Origin of the sequence: Clostridium sp. BNL1100, assembly GCF_000244875.1 — a bacterium.
Taxonomy (GTDB): Bacteria; Bacillota; Clostridia; order Acetivibrionales; family DSM-1351; genus Ruminiclostridium.
Genome location: NC_016791.1, coordinates 3,448,080 through 3,464,689 on the forward strand (window position 1 = coordinate 3,448,080; position 16,610 = coordinate 3,464,689).

Here is a 16,610-nt window from a genome sequence, read left to right on the forward strand (position 1 = left end):
ACCTCTATTTATTAAAGTCTGTACTTGAAGACTTCTTCCATAATAATTTAACTTTCTCAAACAAATGAAACTGTTCATTAAAGAACTTTACAGATAGTAGCAGTATCAAAATACCCTGAATAACACCTACAATATCCTTTGGAACATTGGTAAATACGCCGATATAGTCGCTTCCGGTTTTCAAAGCTGCATAGAATACAGCTGCCACCAGAATACCTACAGGATTATGGCTGCCAAGAAGTGCAATCAACATACCGTCCCAGCCTAATCCCGGACTTCCGGAAAAATCAAGAGTAAATCGGTACTTCTCGCTCATGAGGAATCCGGCACCTGCCAATCCGCTAATGGCACCACTTATAAGCATAATGATAATAATCTTCTTGCTAACATTCATACCAGTGGCTTCCGAAAACTCAGGGTTTTTACCGATAGCTTTTACTTCATATCCAAGTTTTGATTTATTGAAAACTATATACATAATTCCAAAAACTATAAGTGCTATAAAAAAGAATACGGTAAGATTAGAGCCGAATATTTTTTTAAACATAGCACTTTCCGCTATTGGATAGGTTGAAACATATCCTGATGCCGGGTCTTTGAAAACGCCCTGAGAAAGAAACTTTACTATTTCAACAACCACATAGTTGAGCATGAGTGTTACAACCATCTCATTTACATTAAAGTATGCCTTGAGCAGAGCAGGAATAAGTGCAAAAAGCATTCCCACAACAACACCTGTTAGTACACATAACGTAATATGAAGTACAGGTGGTAGTCCCTTTACGGTAAAGCCTACTACTCCGGCAAAAAACGCACCCAACACCGCCTGACCTTCAACACCCATATTAAAGATATTTGCCTTGAAGGTTATTGCAATTGCAAGACCGGTTAATATTAAAGGAGCTGCAAAGTGCAAGGTCTTCAAAAGTCCGTCCAGGCTAAAGAGAGATTTTTTAATCATTACGGAATAGGTCAAAAATGGATTTTCACCAATTGCCGCAATTATAATCCCTCCTAATATAAGGGCACTGATTACCGGAAATAAAACATTAAATATATTTTTTAAAAGTGTATTATTTTTCTTCATAATTTCCCTCTTATTCTAAGGATAGTCCCGCCATTAGCAGTCCAATTTCAGTGCTGTCGGCCTTTTTACCTTCAACTTCCCCTACAATACGCCCTTTGTACATAACTATTATCCTGTCGCTCAGGTTCATTATCTCGCTGAGTTCGCTGGAGACAAGCAAAATGGCCTTGTTTTCACTTCTCAGTTCAAGAATCTTATTATGGATAAATTCTATTGAGCCTATATCAACACCGCGGGTAGGCTGGCTTACTATGAGTACCTTTGGATCCGAGTCAAACTCTCTTGCTACAATTATCTTCTGGGCATTTCCCCCGGACAGCTGTGATACATTTCCGTTCTTTTCAGCTACTCTAATATCATATTTTTCTATAAGCTTGTTGCTGGTATTTTCAATTTCGTTTTTAAGAAGGATTCCATTTCTGCATACCTTTTTATTACCGTGGTACCCGGCTATAATATTCTCAAAAATTGTCATATCCTTGCACAGTCCCTGAGCATATCTATCTTCGGGAACTATTCCGATACCCGCTGAACGCAGGCTACTTGGCCATTTATTTGTTATATCTTTTTCATATAATCGAACCGAACCTTCCATTGATTCCATCAATCCTGAAAGAACTCGTACCAGCTCACTCTGTCCGTTTCCTTCTACCCCTGCAACTCCTAAAATTTCACCTTCTTTTATTTCAAAACTAATATCCTCAATAACTTTCTTTCCAAAGTTATCCCGGGTAGATAAATGGCTTACGGAGTAGGCCACCTTATTTCCACTTACATCCTTTTCTTCCTTACTTACATTCAGTATTACTTCACGTCCAACCATCATTTTGGCTATTTCAGCCGAGCTTGTGTCTTTTGTTGCTTTACTTCCCACAACCTTGCCTCGTTTTATAACTATAACCTTGTCGCTGACTTCCATTACTTCACGGAGTTTATGGGTAATTAGTATGATTGTCTTTCCCTGCTTTTTAAGTTCCTTGAAGCTTAGTAGAAGCTCATCCACTTCCTGAGGAGTAAGAACCGCAGTAGGTTCGTCAAATATAAGAATATCTACATTACGGTAAAGCATTTTTAAAATCTCCACACGCTGTTTTGCTCCTATGGAAATGTTCTCAACAATATCGTCTGCTTTAAGCTCAAACTTGTAATCCTCAATTATCTTCTGAACTTCTTTTTTCTCAAAGTTTTTGTTTATAATGGGAGTCTTTATCTTAATTTTTTGAGACAAATTTATCTTTTTGTTTTTTTCTACTCCAAGTAATATATTTTCAAAAACAGTCAGGCTGGGCACCAGCTTAAAATGCTGATGCACCATACCCAGGCCACAATTAATGGCATCTAATGAAGAACCAAATGAAACCTTTTTTCCATTAACTAAAAGTTCCCCGCTTGAAGGACGCTGAAGTCCGAAAAACATATTCATGAGAGTTGTTTTTCCAGCCCCGTTTTCTCCAACTATTGCGGTTATTTCGCCTTTGCCAATGGAAAGGTTTATATTATCGTTAGCAACAAAATCGCCATATTTTTTTGTTAAATTAACAGCTTCTATTGCATACATATTGCCGCCCTCATTCTGGTTTATTTTTATTTTTAGTCGTTTGGCATTTTTAAATTTGCAAGCTTAGTTTTATCAAATTTTTCTCCTGCCTGAGCATTTGTAACCTTGATTTCTCCACTTGCTATCTTTTCAGAGATAGTCTTGAGCTGACCCTTGATTTCATCCCACTTTGCTTTTCCGTCAGCAGTAATCTTTGACTCGATAACACTTAAATCAGTGATTCCTGTAGCACCGGAAGCAAGATTGTAGCTCATAACTTTTCCGTTAACCTTATCCATAGCATTATCCTTAAAGTTCTTTGCTATTTCATATACAGGTACTTCTGTGTTCTTTAAAACACTTGTAAGTATATTTCCGGGTTGGTTTGCGTCCTTGTTTGCGTCAACTTCTATTGAAAGCTTTTTAACTTCTTTAGCTTTTGCGTCTACTCCATCACCTACAGCACCTGCAACTGCATATACTATGTTTGCACCATCGGAATAGTATGTGTTAGCTTTTGTTGCACCTGCTGCTGAATCACTGAAACCTGCATTATAATCACTGTAGAAGGTATAATTTACGCCAAGTTCTTTAGCTACGTAGTTGATACCTTCTGCAAAACCATATCCGAATACTGTGATACCGTTTGATTTTGATCCTCCGAGGAAGCCGACTTTTCTTCCTGCATCACCTGAAGTAAATGAATAATCTGCGCTATTAAACAGCTTTGAAGCATTTTCGTTTACTAATGTAGCTAATGCACCTGCCATAAAGGATGCTTCGTGAACATCAAAGAGAACTGAAACAACGTTTTTATGTTTTACGCTTCCGTCATCATTTACGTTTGGATTGTCGTTGAATATTACAAATGTAGTGTCCGGATATTGTTCGGCAATTGGCTTGCTTCCTCCAACTCCCTTTATTAAAGCGTCAAAGTTGTATTCAAGGCTGAAAATCAGCTTGTAGCCAGCACCTGCTAATTGTGTCAAGCTGCCTGGTATATCAGTAGTTTCAACAACCTTATAATTTATTCCCAAATCATTTTTTGCTTTTTCAAGACCTGCAATTGCCGACTGGTTATATCCCTTGTCGTTAGGGCCTGCAGCAGAAGTAATCAGCGCTATTCCAGGGCCTAAATCGACAGTACCGGAACTTGAATTTGAAGCATTTGTACTACTGGCAGAGGAATCACCAGTTTTGGAATCAGAACAGCCTGTAAAAACCATTGATACCAGCATAATCAGTGCGAGCAGAAAAGACAGTTTTTTTGTAATTTTTTTCATGTTGACCTCTCCTCCGATAATATAGTGTTATAGATTTGATATATTAGAATTTCAGAAGCCTAAGTCGCGATCTTAGGTCCTCTTTTTTATAAAAGCCATGGCGTAATTGATTTTTGAGTGCAGAAAACTAAGCCACAGCATATTATCCTACTTGGCATTTTTACTTCTTTTTCACTAATTCGAAAATTTAAGAATTATTCATGTATCTGGTTAATATAAAATTTGAACTTGTCCGACCTGTAGAAGCTTTTAAAAGATTCTATAGGTATCTCTCTCCCATTTACCATTCCATACGTTATAGCCTTAAACAAAAGTACAGGATCTCCCTCTTTTACCTGAAGCTCTCTGGCTACCTCATCAACCGCCAATACTGCCTCAATGGTTCTTGTTGCTTTTGTAATTTTAGTACCGTATTTTGTTTCAAGTACTTTGTAAATGGAATCAACTCCGAAATCATAGGTGTCTATTAAGGGAAATAACTTGCATGGTAAATACGCAGTTGTCAAGTTAACAGGTTCATTGTTTGCATAATATACACGCTTAATTTTATATACCTTGTCCCCCTGACTAAGCTGTAATTTCTTGAGCATAACTTTGTCAGCCTCAATAACCTCCGACTTGAGAAGTCTCTTAGAAGGGGTCATCCCCAATTTTAAGATATCTTGAGTACAACTGGTTATTGAAATCAAATCCTGATCCAGAGTATCTTTTTTAACAAAAGTTCCCTTACCCTGAATACGATACAGATATCCCTCGTTCACAAGATCATCTATTGCCTTTTTAACAGTTATCCTGCTCAGTCCAAAGATACCCATCAGTTCTCTTTCACTTGGTATAAGGCCATCGGGGCCGATTTCCTCATTATTAATCATTTCTACTATTTTTTGTTTCACCAAATAGTATTTAGGTACCATTCCGCTCACGATTATCCCCCTTGAATGTCCTTGTTATTATAATATTATATTGTTATGTTGATATGTCCACTTACATAATATATTATATATAGCCAAAAGTCAACATGATTCGACATTAATTTTATGTACATTTTCACTATTGACCGTACTAATAATACTACCGAATATATTATCTGTTTTTTATACTGTTTCTATCACTTTTCAATGCAATTGCAGTATGTAGAAAATTTGTATTGGATTACCTTTTCGGTTGGCTAAAACTTTTAAATCGAGCTTCTTACACAGGATTTAGAATATTAACATATCTATTTTTTTACAATATCGCTTATATTTCATCAATAATCTTCTTATTAATCCAATATATTACTTGAAAAACCAGTTGATATGTTGGTATAATTATCCTATTGCTTGGTGAAAATCGGTAATTTATTAATCTACAATACTTCTATTATAATTCAAATGAAAAAATTCAAACTAACTGAGAGGAGGATAATTTATTAAAGGGGAGATTATTGAACACCAATGCAAAATTTAAATCAGAGGTTAAATTTATGAGGATTACAAAAAGCATTTCTTTAGCATTGTTGTCATTTGCCTTATTACTATGCACAACAATCCCGTCAGCAGCTTCAGGAGTTCCTACAGACAAATATACCTATACATTGTCCGGTCAAGTCGGAACACAGTCAGAAACAATTGAATTTGAAAACACCGACGGAGCACAAACGTATAATGTTATTCTAGTTCAAGCCAACGCTGAAATTAAGTTTACACCTAAAGAAAAAATGTCTGCAGCAGTAAGAGCATATGATCCTGATGGTTACTATTCAGGAAATTTAATGTGGACAATAGATGGCTCTGAGGAAGCTGTAACTGAAATCGAGGCAAATAAAACAGCTACTGCTACTCTTGTTAAAAATTTTTGGGGGCTAAAAAACCCTTACTACGTATTCAGTTTTGGTGACGGTAATGATACTACTAAAATTGTTTATAAGATTTCTGACAGCGCAGCTACTCCTACACCATCACCAGAACCTGCACCAAAACCAACACCAACACCGAAGCCTACTCCTTCTCCATCTACACCAACAACACCGAAGCCTGCTCCTTCTACATCTACAGTAACACCAAAGCCTGCTCCTACTACTGTAAATGCTACATACAAGGTGCAACAGGGAGATTCATTGGCAACCATCGCATTAAACAATTATGGAAGCTATAAATATCATACAAAAATATACAATGCAAACAAAGCACTTATAAAGAAAAACAACAACCGTTTAGTTGTTGGTATGACGCTCGTTTTACCAAAAGATGGATTATTGCCTGCACTCAAAGTCGGAAGCGGAGATAAAGTTTATACCGTAAAAGCAGGAGATACACTCAGTAAGATTTCAGCTAAGTTTTACGGTGACTCAAGCAAATATAAGAAGATATACGAGGCAAACAAAGCTAGAATTAAAAATCCAAACATGATTTATGAAGGACAGAAAATCGTAATAACTAAATAAGTTATGTCTTTTAAATCATAACAGAAAAAAGATCCTATAATTAAGACCGTTAAAAAGGGCGCAAAGCCCGGAATTTAACTGGCTCTCAGTTTATAGGGTCTTTTTTTGTTAAATCATGACACACGTAAAACAGGCAATGTTGTCAGCTTATCACCTGGTTCCTTTTTCATAAGGCATTCCGTCCGCTTTCGGCATTACCGAGCGTCCCACAAACAAAACAAGTACAATAATGGTTGTAATATAGGGTAGCATGGATAAGATCTGGGACGGTATCCGGACCTTGTCTCCGCCCAGTAGTACCACAAGTGCCTGTGATAGTCCGAAGACCAGACATGCACCATATGCTCCTTGCGGTGTCCATTTTCCGAATATTACCGCTGCAAGTGCAATAAAGCCCTGACCGGATATGGCTATAGCGGAGTAAAGTGACACCACGGCAAGTGTCATAGCCGCACCTCCGAATCCGGAAAATACACCTGAAAGGATAACGCATAAGTATCTTATTGTTGAAACGCTTATGCCCAGCGAATCTGCAGCAGCGGGATGCTCACCTACAGACTGTATCCTGAGTCCCCACTTTGTCCTGTACAATACGAACCAGATCGTCAGCATAAGTATAAATGCTATTATTACAGTTGTATCCATGTTGAGTAGTGAAAGTACCGGATGTTCCTTTGAATTTATTTTACCAAATATTTTTGGTATCTTTTCAGTTACGGGCTTAGTCATGGTTGCTCCTTGGAAGAAAAGCCTTGAAAGAAACAGTGAAAGACCCAGTCCGAGAAAGTTCATGGCAATACCTGATACCGTCTGATTTGCTTTAAACGATACGGCCGCAACAGCATGCAACAGGGCAAGCATGCCCCCTGCTAAACCGGCTGATAAAAATCCGAGCCAGGGATTAGATGTATAATAACCGACAGTAGCACCTGTAAATGCACCTATGGTCATCATTCCCTCTATGCCAAGATTAATAACACCTGCACGTTCGGAGATAACTCCGCCCATGGCGCCGAAGACCAGCGGTGTTGAATACATCAGGGTTATACTTATTGCCAGCAATATGCTATTTAACACTATCAACACCTCTCTTCCTGAGTCTGTCCGATATCAGCGGAAATATCGTCGCCAATGCCACAAAGAATACAATTGTACCTATCATTATATTGATTATTTCTGACGGAGCCCCAATATCTGATTGTATTGAGCCACCTCCGTAAAGTAAACCGCTGAAAAACAATCCTGCAAAAATACATCCTACAGGCGAGCTTCCTGCGATGAGTGCTACAGAGAGACCATTCATGCCATTTCCTTCAAATGCGGAAAGTGTAGAAATTCTGTGAGGGTCACAGCCTGTAATCTGCATAGCACCTGCAAGACCTGATATAGCTCCGGCTATAACCATGGACAGAATTATTTTCGAAGTTACATTCATGCCGGAGAATTCTGCTGCATCTCTGTTGAAGCCTACTGCACGGAGTTCAAAGCCTTTTGTGGTCCTGTAAAGAAAAAATGTAACCAGTATTACGACTATTATCGCTACCAAGATGCCGTAATTCAGATTGGTTCTTAGTAATATCTCCTGTAGGATTGGGTGTTCCTTCAGCCATGCAATGCCCTGTTTGGAGGTTTTCCACTGTTGTAGCACCATCGTATACGTCTGAGCATGTACTTCGTACGTGGCCTCAGCATTGGGTTTTTTCAGTCCGGGTAGCGTAATTATGAAATTATTCATGTAAAGTGCAATCCAGTTAAGCATAATGCCTGTTATTACTTCATGAATACCGAAGCGACCCTTAAGAAGTCCTACCAATCCTCCATATATAGCTCCTATCATAATAGCTGCTATAATAACGACCAATATCTGGAGGGGACCCGGAAGATTCAGCCTATACCCCAGTACTGCTGCAGTCATAGCACCCATAATGTACTGTCCCTCAGTTCCAATGTTGAACAGACCTGTTTTGAATGCAAAAGAGACACTTACGGCAGTGAGGATTATAGGTGTAGCTTTAATTATGGTATTTGAAATATATTTCGGTTTTGAAAATATGCCTCTGAACAGGGAAGCGAACGCATCTATCGGATTGTATCCTGCAATTGCAAGAACTATAGCACCCACAACGAATCCCAATATAATAGAAAGAAAAATTCCGGTCAAGGGCTTTTTAATAATCCTACTTATATGCTCCATTTTTTTTACCCCCTCCTGCCATAATTAGTCCGATGGTATTCTCGTCCGCCTCTCCCTGACTGAAAGTGGCTACGATTCTTCCGTCGTAAAGGACAGCGATTGTATCCGAAACATCCATGATTTCATCAAGCTCAAAAGATATCAGTAAAACAGCCTTACCCTCATCGCGCTGACTTACCAGTGATTTGTGCACATACTCGATTGCTCCTACATCCAGGCCTCTGGTAGGCTGTACCGCAACAAGGAGCTCAGGATCGTTGGTTACTTCCCTGGCAATAATGACCTTTTGCTGGTTTCCTCCTGAAAGAGCTCTCACTTTGGTGTCTTCACAGTTCGAAGGTCGTACGTCGAAACGTTCTATACAACCTTTTGCAAATGAATATATGGATTTGTAATCCAGTATTCCGGAACGGGAAAAAGGCCTATTGCCATAGTTCTCCAGTACAAAGTTTTCTGCTACTGAAAAATCCAGCACTAAGCCTCTTTTGTGACGGTCTTCGTGAATGGTGCAAAGCTTATTATCCAATACATTCCTTGGAGTTGTGTTTTGTATTTCTTTACCGTGTATCTTTATCTTTCCGTTTTTAACTTTTGAGAGACAAGTAATAGCTTCCACCAATTCCTTCTGGCCATTACCGTCAATACCTGCAACTCCTACGATTTCACCCTTTCTTACTGAAAGAGAAAGGTTCTTCACCTTTTCGATGCCTCTATTGTCAGCAACCGTTAGATTATCGATTTCAAATATAACCTCTTCCGGTTTTGCAGGCTTCTTCTGTATATGAAGATTCACATCGTGTCCGACCATCATGGATGCAAGCTGCATTTCATCAACATCGCATACATTCACTGTGTCTATGTACACTCCTCGTCTGATTATCGTGCATACATCCGAGGATTCCTTTATCTCCTTCAATTTATGTGTAATAATTATTATTGTTTTGCCATCGGCTATAAGGTTATGCATGATAGTAATAAGATCTTGAATTTCCTGGGGAGTTAATACAGCAGTCGGTTCATCAAGTATCAGTATTTCGGCTCCCCTGTAAAGTGCTTTCAGAATTTCAACTCTCTGCTGCATTCCAACTGTAATATCCTCAATTTTTGAGTCCGGGTCCACATACAACCCGTATTTTTTGCTGAGCTCTTGAATATCTTGCCGTACTTTTTTATTGTCAATGACTCCGGCTTTGTTTGTGACTTCTTTGCCAAGAATTATATTCTGTGACACAGTGAAGTTCTCAACCAGCATGAAGTGCTGGTGTACCATTCCTATGCCGTTTGCAATAGCCATATTTGGATTTTTTATGTTCACTTTATTGCCCTTAAGGTAAATATCTCCGCTACTGGCCTGGTAAAATCCGTAAAGAATATTCATCAGGGTTGATTTACCTGCTCCGTTTTCCCCCAGCATTGCGTGAATAGTGCCTTTTTTAATATCAAGGCTGACCTTGTCCAGAGCACAAAAATTGCCGAAGTATTTTGTAATGTTACGCATTTGCACTGCAAACTGTTCACTAATGTCCATAGTTACCCCCATCTTTTAGTTGGTAAATGCAACAGGTTGGGGGAAGTGCATCCCCCCTGATTTAAATGAATTTTATTTGAGTGTACTTATGTAGTTGTCGAATGTAGCCTTATTGTATGGAACGTTGATTGATTCATCCATTATTTTTCCTTCAACTGCCTTGGCATCTGTCAATACTTTCTGATCCACATTAGGATTTTTTTCGGGAATGCCAACACAGCCTTCCTTCATACCAAACACCTGTGTGGTTCCACCAAGTTCCTTGCCATCCTTTACCTGTGTTGATACGAGATCCATCGCCTTACCCACAAGCTTCATAGCGGATATAAGAATATTTTTCGGAGCCAAGTCGCTCTGGTCCCTGTCAACACCTATAGCAAACTTGTTGGCTTCCTTGGCTGCTTCAATAACCCCAATGCCTGCACCACCAGCCGCATGAAATACAATATCGCAGCCCTTGGTATACATGGAAGAAGCTATTGCCTTAACAACCGCTTGATCTGTAAAGCTGTTGGCATACTGGACATTAACTGTAATATCCTTGCCGAGTTCCTTGGAAGCGTAAGCAACACCTGCTCTGTAACCAAATTCGAACTGGTCGATAACATCACCCTTAATACCTCCTACAAAACCAACCTTGTTTGTCTTTGTGGTTTTAGCAGCAATGTAGCCTACCACAAAGGATGGCTCCTGAGCCCTGAACACAACACCTATGACATTGGAAGGTGTCTCTTCCCCATAGGAGTTGTCAATGATTGCATAGGTCTTGTCAGGATATTGGGAAGCCGCAGTCTTTATTCCATCTGCCATGGCATAACCTATACCCCAGATGAGACTATTATTCTGGTCGGCCAGCTTGTCAAGATTCGTTCCATAATCGCTTTCCTGCTTTGATTCCAGATAGGAAATAGATGCATTTGTTTCTTTACTGAACTGCTGAAGACCTTCCCAGGCAGACTGGTTGAAGGATTGGTCGTTGATCCCGCCGACATCAGTTACCATACCTACTACAAAGGATGAAGCAGTCGCACTGCTTTTAGGGGTTGAATCACCTGTGGAAGTGCCGGCAGTGGAATTGCTTTTGTCTGTTGTACTGCCTCCGCAGGCAGCAAGTGATACTATCAATGCCAAGGTTAAAATACTTGATAATACTTTCTTCATTTTTTCCCTCCTAAAAGAATTGTTGTATTTATATACAGCGAAAGTAATACTCATGAGCTCATTCCGCTACATACCACTGATAAGTCCCCATGTTCTGCTGATCCTCCGGTCCGAAACCGTTAGACAGAAGTTCTTCTAAATAAGAGTTTTATACCACTTTTATACCATATATTGTATCATATGTAAACACATGTAATATATGGGCTCGATTTTATATTAAATTCACGCTAATATATGTTCAACAATTGAATTATTTAAGAATTTTATATACGAAGATGGCAAGACAGGACAAATAAAAAAAATTAAGATGGTATGAACCATCTTAATTTTTTTATAGGGTATTCTTGTTAAATTATAATAAACTTAAATATAATCCTTTACCTGCCCAAGCTCTTGAATAATGGCATCAGCCAGGAAAAGACCCTGAACTCCCGATGTGGGATTGCTGTAACCAATACATGCTATTCCCGCCGAAAACGCTGCCTGAACCCCGGAAGTTGAATCTTCTATAGCGATTGCATTGTCCTTTTGTATTCCACTAATAGAAAGTACTTTTTGATAAATATCGGGGCTTGGTTTCTGAAACTTTACTTCGTCTCCTGTAACAGAGTAATCAAAATATCTGCTTAATTTGAAATAGTCCAGTACACGACTGACGTAGTACCTGTTAGAGGATGAAGCAATTGCTGTATTGTAATTATTTTTCCTAAGCTCAGTCAACAACTTCTTAAGTCCATTTGTAGGCTGTATTTTTTCTTTTTTAACATAACCCAGAATCAGGTTAAATTGACGCATCTCCAGTTCTTCCGGATTCGCATTCAGATTGTTTTCTTTTATGATTCTAGTCCACAAGTCCTTATTGGACTTACCGACGTATTCTTTCAGATTAAATGTCTCATTAAGTCCATAGCTTTGTAAAATTTCCAATTTTGCACGGTAATGCAGAGGTTCACTGTCAAATATAACTCCATCTACATCAAATATAACCAAATTGACTATACGTTCCTCAGTATTCACTTTATCACCTCAGACCTTTATTTTTCCTTTTTACATTTACATAAACTAGATTTCATGAATACTGTTCAGTGCCGCTGCATGGCTAAGGGATTGTAAAACCTCTGTATGCGGACGGTTATCCTTTGATTGTACTGAGAGGAGGACAGACATAGCCTTTTTCTCCTCTCCTTTGTTCTTAACAATTTGAACATCCATGACATCAATAGAGTTTTTCTTTGCCAGGCTAAGAAATGAACCCAATCCCAGTGAGTTTTCAAATTCCAGATACAGATGCAGTAAATTTGATTTCTTACGCATCATATTATCCATCTTATGCAAAATAGTCATGACGAAAAATATAGTAGTACCACCCAAAATTGCACCTTCGTAAAAACCGATACCTATTGACAACCCAATGCAGGCTGAAGCCCACAAACCGGCAGCTGTAGTCAAACCTCTGACTTGGTTCCTTCCGGTGATGATTATTGTTCCGGCACCCAGGAATCCGATACCGCTGACAACCTGGGCCCCTAATCTGCCGATATCTCCGGTATGATATGTTTGGTAAATATATTGATTTGTCATCATGACGATTGTTGAACCCAGGCATACAAGTATGTATGTACGAAAACCCGCAGGGTGGCGTTTACGTCCCCTTTCAAATCCAAGAATTCCACTAATTACTACTGAAAGAAAAATACGTACGCAAATGGAAAGAACATTTACATCTTTTAATATGGCTAATTGGCTAATCAATCCGTAAATCACCTTCTTATCTATTGCCCTTTAGCATTTAGCTGTGCAGTCCTTTCGCTTTCAATATTTTAAGTGCGGGAATCGGGTTGTTACAGGTCATGAGTCTTGCACCGCAGCGTATGGATTCATAAACCATCTCATCAGTGTCAGGGCAGTAGGACCATGGTAATATTCCAAGGTTTTCAAACTCCTGAACACGTTCGGGAGTTATTATTTTCATATCAATACCTACTGCAAATAATTTTGAATAAGTACCGTTCTCCCCTTCAACAAAGTTCTCCATTTTTTCCTTTGGAAAGCCCTGAACCTTTACCCTATAGGAGTCATACATATAGGCTGCAATGAAAGCGTCAAAGCAGGTAAAAACACAGCGATGCATTAAGCCGTATCCCTTTAATATTTCCATAGCAAGATCTACAGTTTCATATGTCTTTTCCTTAATTTCTGCATTTAAAAGTATATTTTCATACGGTTGAACCAGCTCACAAAATTCACGCAGCGTGGGTACTTTTAAGCCTTCAAATACTTTGCCGAATTTCCCCCCTGCGTCCAATTCCTTAATTTGCTTGAGCGTCATGTCATGAATATAACCCTTGCCGTTTGTAGTACGGTCCACAGTTCTGTCATGCATTATGACAACAACTTTGTCTTTAGTCAGATTCATATCAAATTCAATCATATCAACATTCATTTCCAAAGCTTTTTGTACGCTAAGCAGAGTATTTTCAGGATAAAACGCATCAACTCCTCTGTGCCCGGCAACCAATATACTCTCCTTGTCCAACAACCTGTCTATGATTTTCCGCATATTCCAAAAGACTTCCTTTCAAAATTGCATTTAATAAGATGTAGCTTTTTTTATATTTTTTAAACGTTTTATTACACTGTTGTTATCTTTTCCGAAATAATCATGAAGTTCTGAATACTCCTGATACAGCAATTCATATGTTTTGCTATTCTCCGGGTCAGGCAGATATGTATTTTTTATTCCGCCACCCATAGCATTTCCGGCTTGTTCAATGGTATCGTATCCTCCATTGACACTACCCGCAGCTACAGCTCCAAACATTGCAGCACCCATTGCGGTTGTCTGCTTTGATGCCGTGACATGAACAGGCATTTGTATAATATCTGCAAAGGTTTGCATAACAAAGGGACTTTTTTCTGCAATTCCGCCCGTTGCATACAACTTTTCTATTGTAACTCCGTGTTTTTTAAAGGTGTCTATAATCATACGTTTTCCATATCCCACAGCTTCCACCAAAGCTTTATACATTTCAGGAGCAGTTGTAGTGGTCGTCATTCCAAACATTACACCTGTCAAATCCACGTCAACCAGGACAGAACGGTTTCCGTTCCACCAGTCTAACGCAAGCAATCCGCTGCTTCCCGGCTTAATCTTTGAGGCAAGCTCATCCAGATATGCAGTAACATGCATTCCTTTTTCCTTTGCCTTTGCTGAAATTTCTTCCGATACACAATTTTTTGTAAACCATGCAAAATGGTCGCCCATACATGATTGTCCGGCTTCGTAGCCAAAATATCCCGGCAGAATTCCATCTTCACATATTCCGCACATTCCCGGCACCTTTATATTCTGTCTGCTTGCCATCATATCGCAGCCTGATGTTCCGATAACCATCAGCATGATATCAGGGCCTGTAATACCGGCACCGGGAACAGCGGCATGTGCATCTCCGCAGCCTACGGCCACAGGAGTTCCCACTGGAAGCCCTGTCCATTCGGAACTGCTTTCGGTAATACAACCTGCTTTACTTCCCACAGGATATATAGTTCTTGACATTTTTGTATCAATAACATGTTCAAGCCTTGGGTCAAGTGCTTTAAAGAAATCATTGGAGGGATATCCTGTTTTCTTTTGCCAGATTGCTTTATAACCTGCCGTACAGCTGTTCCTTTTTTCTTCACCTGTAAGCATCAACGTTATCCAGTCTGATAGCTCCATGAACCTGTCGGCAGCCTCATATATTTCAGGTGCTTCATTGAGAATCTGCCATATCTTAGGAAACATCCATTCAGAAGATATTTTCCCCCCGTAAAATCCAAGGAATTCTTCGCCTCGTTCTGCTGCAATCTCATTGAGTTTATTCGCTTCATCCTGTGCCGCATGGTGCTTCCACAGCTTTACATATGCGTGGGGATTATCCTTGAATTTGTCCAGCATACACAAGGGAGTACCGTCCTTCAACGTCGGAAGCATTGTACATTCCGTAAAGTCGGTACCTACGCCGATAACTTGTGAAGGGTCGATGCCTGACTCCTTGAATACATTTAACAATGTGGTGCTTGCACATTCAATATAATCAGGAGGATATTGCAGCGCCCAATCTGCTTCCAGCTTAGTAGTTCCGTTTGGAAGTTTTCTTTCCATAACTCCATGTGGGTAATCCATGGATGAAGCTGCTTTAATAGTTCCGTCTGATACATCAACCAAAATTGACCTGGCACTCAGTGTTCCAAAATCAATACCAACCACATACTTTGACATCTGTTTATTATTCCTCGCTTTCATTTTGTTTAGAAAGTGATACAAACCTTGAAATCGCCATACTTTCCAGTTGCATATTCAAATGCCTTTTCCCATTCCTCGATTGGGAAGCAGTTTGTAATAAGACCGTCTGTTTTCAATTTTCCATTATTGATGTTTTCAATTACAAACGGGTAACAATATGGACTGAGGTGTGAACCTAGCAGATCAAGTTCCTTACTGTCGCCGATTATTGACCAGTCAACAGTTGTCTCCTGACCAAATACACTGAATTCTACAAAACGGCCGAGTTTACGTACCATTGAAAGTCCCTGCTTAACGCTGGACGGATGTCCTGTAGCTTCTATATATATATCACAGCCATAGCCTTCAGTAAGCTTTAAAACCTCAGCTACTACATCCTGATTTTGAGGATTAAAGACCAAATCAGCACCGAATTCTTTAGCTTTGTCCAATCTGGATTGAACCATGTCCAATACAATCAGCAATTTAGGATTTTTCATTCTTGCATAGGTAATCATTCCAAGTCCCAGAGTTCCTGCTCCCGAGATAACCACAACATCGTCGCAGCCAATTTGAGCACGGTCAACACAGTGCTTTGAGCATGCGTAAGGTTCAATCAACATAGCTTTGTCAAGGGGCATGTCTTGGGGAACTTTATGGACAACTGAAGTCTTTGGATAGCGGACATATTCTGCCATACCTCCATTATTTTCAGTCTGGAAGCCAAAAATATTATGGGGCTGACACATCCAATAATGTCCGTCCTTGCAGAATCTGCATTCTCCGCATGGAACAATCTGGTCTGCCGTAACTCTATCGCCGATTTCAAAGCCTTTTACATTTTCTCCCATTGCCACAATTTTACCAAGAAATTCATGACCCGGAATAAACGGAGGCTTTACCCATGAAGGTTGGCTTTCATCACCCCAAAATTTAGGAGCACCGTGCTGGCACTTTAAGTCTCCTGCGCAAACGCCGCAGCCTTCTGTTTTAATAATTATATCGTCAGGGCCGCATTCCGGTGTAGGGTATGCAGTTTCAAATCGGTAATCACCAAGCCCGTAGGCTACAAGAGCTTTCATAGTCTTTGGATAGTTAGACATAAATATCTTCCTTTCTTAATATATAATA

Annotated in this window: 14 protein-coding genes; 1 reads left to right on the plus strand and 13 read right to left on the minus strand. The window is 39.5% G+C overall.

Going from position 1 to position 16,610, the window contains the following annotated elements:
• Positions 1 to 4: 4 nt before the first annotated feature.
• The 4 genes from CLO1100_RS14565 to CLO1100_RS14580 all read right to left on the minus strand — a co-directional run bounded on the left by CLO1100_RS14565 (position 5) and on the right by CLO1100_RS14580 (position 4,830).
• On the minus strand, positions 5 to 1,087 hold the full coding sequence (locus CLO1100_RS14565; RefSeq protein ID WP_014314525.1) for an ABC transporter permease: 1,083 nt from the start codon (positions 1,085 to 1,087) through the stop codon (positions 5 to 7).
• Between the two features lie 10 nt (positions 1,088 to 1,097).
• Positions 1,098 to 2,645 carry an ABC transporter ATP-binding protein gene (locus CLO1100_RS14570; RefSeq protein ID WP_014314526.1) on the minus strand — a complete coding sequence of 516 codons (1,548 nt, stop codon included), beginning with the start codon at positions 2,643 to 2,645 and terminating at the stop codon, positions 1,098 to 1,100.
• Positions 2,646 to 2,677: 32 nt separating this feature from the next.
• Positions 2,678 to 3,907 carry a BMP family ABC transporter substrate-binding protein gene (locus CLO1100_RS14575; RefSeq protein WP_014314527.1) on the minus strand — a complete coding sequence of 410 codons (1,230 nt, stop codon included), beginning with the start codon at positions 3,905 to 3,907 and terminating at the stop codon, positions 2,678 to 2,680.
• Positions 3,908 to 4,101: 194 nt separating this feature from the next.
• Complete coding sequence (locus CLO1100_RS14580; protein ID WP_014314528.1) at positions 4,102 to 4,830, minus strand: GntR family transcriptional regulator; 729 nt, start codon at positions 4,828 to 4,830, stop codon at positions 4,102 to 4,104.
• 542 nt (positions 4,831 to 5,372) lie between these two features.
• Between CLO1100_RS14580 and CLO1100_RS14585 the strand changes: the two genes are divergently transcribed.
• Positions 5,373 to 6,332 carry a LysM peptidoglycan-binding domain-containing protein gene (locus CLO1100_RS14585; RefSeq protein ID WP_014314529.1) on the plus strand — a complete coding sequence of 320 codons (960 nt, stop codon included), beginning with the start codon at positions 5,373 to 5,375 and terminating at the stop codon, positions 6,330 to 6,332.
• Between the two features lie 150 nt (positions 6,333 to 6,482).
• Here the strand turns inward: CLO1100_RS14585 and CLO1100_RS14590 are convergent, their stop codons facing one another.
• From CLO1100_RS14590 to CLO1100_RS14630, 9 genes are all read right to left on the minus strand, one after another.
• Positions 6,483 to 7,409, minus strand: coding sequence for an ABC transporter permease (locus CLO1100_RS14590; protein WP_014314530.1), 927 nt, complete (start codon positions 7,407 to 7,409; stop codon positions 6,483 to 6,485).
• Entirely contained in the window at positions 7,399 to 8,526 is a 1,128-nt protein-coding gene (locus CLO1100_RS14595; RefSeq protein ID WP_014314531.1) for an ABC transporter permease, read from the minus strand. The genes CLO1100_RS14590 and CLO1100_RS14595 overlap by 11 nt, the downstream gene beginning before the upstream one ends.
• Positions 8,510 to 10,054, minus strand: a complete 1,545-nt coding sequence (locus CLO1100_RS14600) for an ABC transporter ATP-binding protein (protein WP_014314532.1) — start codon at positions 10,052 to 10,054, stop codon at positions 8,510 to 8,512. The genes CLO1100_RS14595 and CLO1100_RS14600 overlap by 17 nt, the downstream gene beginning before the upstream one ends.
• A 72-nt stretch (positions 10,055 to 10,126) precedes the next feature.
• A complete protein-coding gene (locus CLO1100_RS14605) occupies positions 10,127 to 11,215 on the minus strand; it encodes a BMP family ABC transporter substrate-binding protein (RefSeq protein ID WP_014314533.1) in 1,089 nt (362 codons plus the stop codon).
• Between the two features lie 363 nt (positions 11,216 to 11,578).
• Positions 11,579 to 12,232 carry an HAD family phosphatase gene (locus CLO1100_RS14610; RefSeq protein WP_014314534.1) on the minus strand — a complete coding sequence of 218 codons (654 nt, stop codon included), beginning with the start codon at positions 12,230 to 12,232 and terminating at the stop codon, positions 11,579 to 11,581.
• A gap of 45 nt (positions 12,233 to 12,277) precedes the next feature.
• Entirely contained in the window at positions 12,278 to 12,967 is a 690-nt protein-coding gene (locus CLO1100_RS14615) for an MgtC/SapB family protein (protein WP_014314535.1), read from the minus strand.
• Between the two features lie 37 nt (positions 12,968 to 13,004).
• The gene (locus CLO1100_RS14620) at positions 13,005 to 13,775 is read right to left on the minus strand and encodes a glycerophosphodiester phosphodiesterase family protein (protein WP_014314536.1); all 771 of its coding nucleotides are present in this window, start codon (positions 13,773 to 13,775) and stop codon (positions 13,005 to 13,007) included.
• Positions 13,776 to 13,805: 30 nt separating this feature from the next.
• Positions 13,806 to 15,476, minus strand: coding sequence for a ribulokinase (locus CLO1100_RS14625; protein WP_014314537.1), 1,671 nt, complete (start codon positions 15,474 to 15,476; stop codon positions 13,806 to 13,808).
• A 29-nt stretch (positions 15,477 to 15,505) separates the two neighbouring features.
• The gene (locus CLO1100_RS14630) at positions 15,506 to 16,582 is read right to left on the minus strand and encodes an erythritol/L-threitol dehydrogenase (protein WP_014314538.1); all 1,077 of its coding nucleotides are present in this window, start codon (positions 16,580 to 16,582) and stop codon (positions 15,506 to 15,508) included.
• Positions 16,583 to 16,610 lie beyond the last annotated feature (28 nt).

Excerpts from the sequence above, each read along its gene's own strand:
- CLO1100_RS14565 (WP_014314525.1), bottom strand. The coding sequence starts at position 1,087 with ATGAAGAAAAATAATACACTTTTAAAAAATATATTTAATGTTTTATTT.
- CLO1100_RS14570 (WP_014314526.1), bottom strand. The coding sequence starts at position 2,645 with ATGTATGCAATAGAAGCTGTTAATTTAACAAAAAAATATGGCGATTTT.
- CLO1100_RS14575 (WP_014314527.1), bottom strand. The coding sequence starts at position 3,907 with ATGAAAAAAATTACAAAAAAACTGTCTTTTCTGCTCGCACTGATTATG.
- CLO1100_RS14585 (WP_014314529.1), top strand. The coding sequence starts at position 5,373 with ATGAGGATTACAAAAAGCATTTCTTTAGCATTGTTGTCATTTGCCTTA.
- CLO1100_RS14595 (WP_014314531.1), bottom strand. The coding sequence starts at position 8,526 with ATGGAGCATATAAGTAGGATTATTAAAAAGCCCTTGACCGGAATTTTT.
- CLO1100_RS14600 (WP_014314532.1), bottom strand. The coding sequence starts at position 10,054 with ATGGACATTAGTGAACAGTTTGCAGTGCAAATGCGTAACATTACAAAA.
- CLO1100_RS14605 (WP_014314533.1), bottom strand. The coding sequence starts at position 11,215 with ATGAAGAAAGTATTATCAAGTATTTTAACCTTGGCATTGATAGTATCA.
- CLO1100_RS14620 (WP_014314536.1), bottom strand. The coding sequence starts at position 13,775 with ATGCGGAAAATCATAGACAGGTTGTTGGACAAGGAGAGTATATTGGTT.
- CLO1100_RS14625 (WP_014314537.1), bottom strand. The coding sequence starts at position 15,476 with ATGTCAAAGTATGTGGTTGGTATTGATTTTGGAACACTGAGTGCCAGG.
- CLO1100_RS14630 (WP_014314538.1), bottom strand. The coding sequence starts at position 16,582 with ATGTCTAACTATCCAAAGACTATGAAAGCTCTTGTAGCCTACGGGCTT.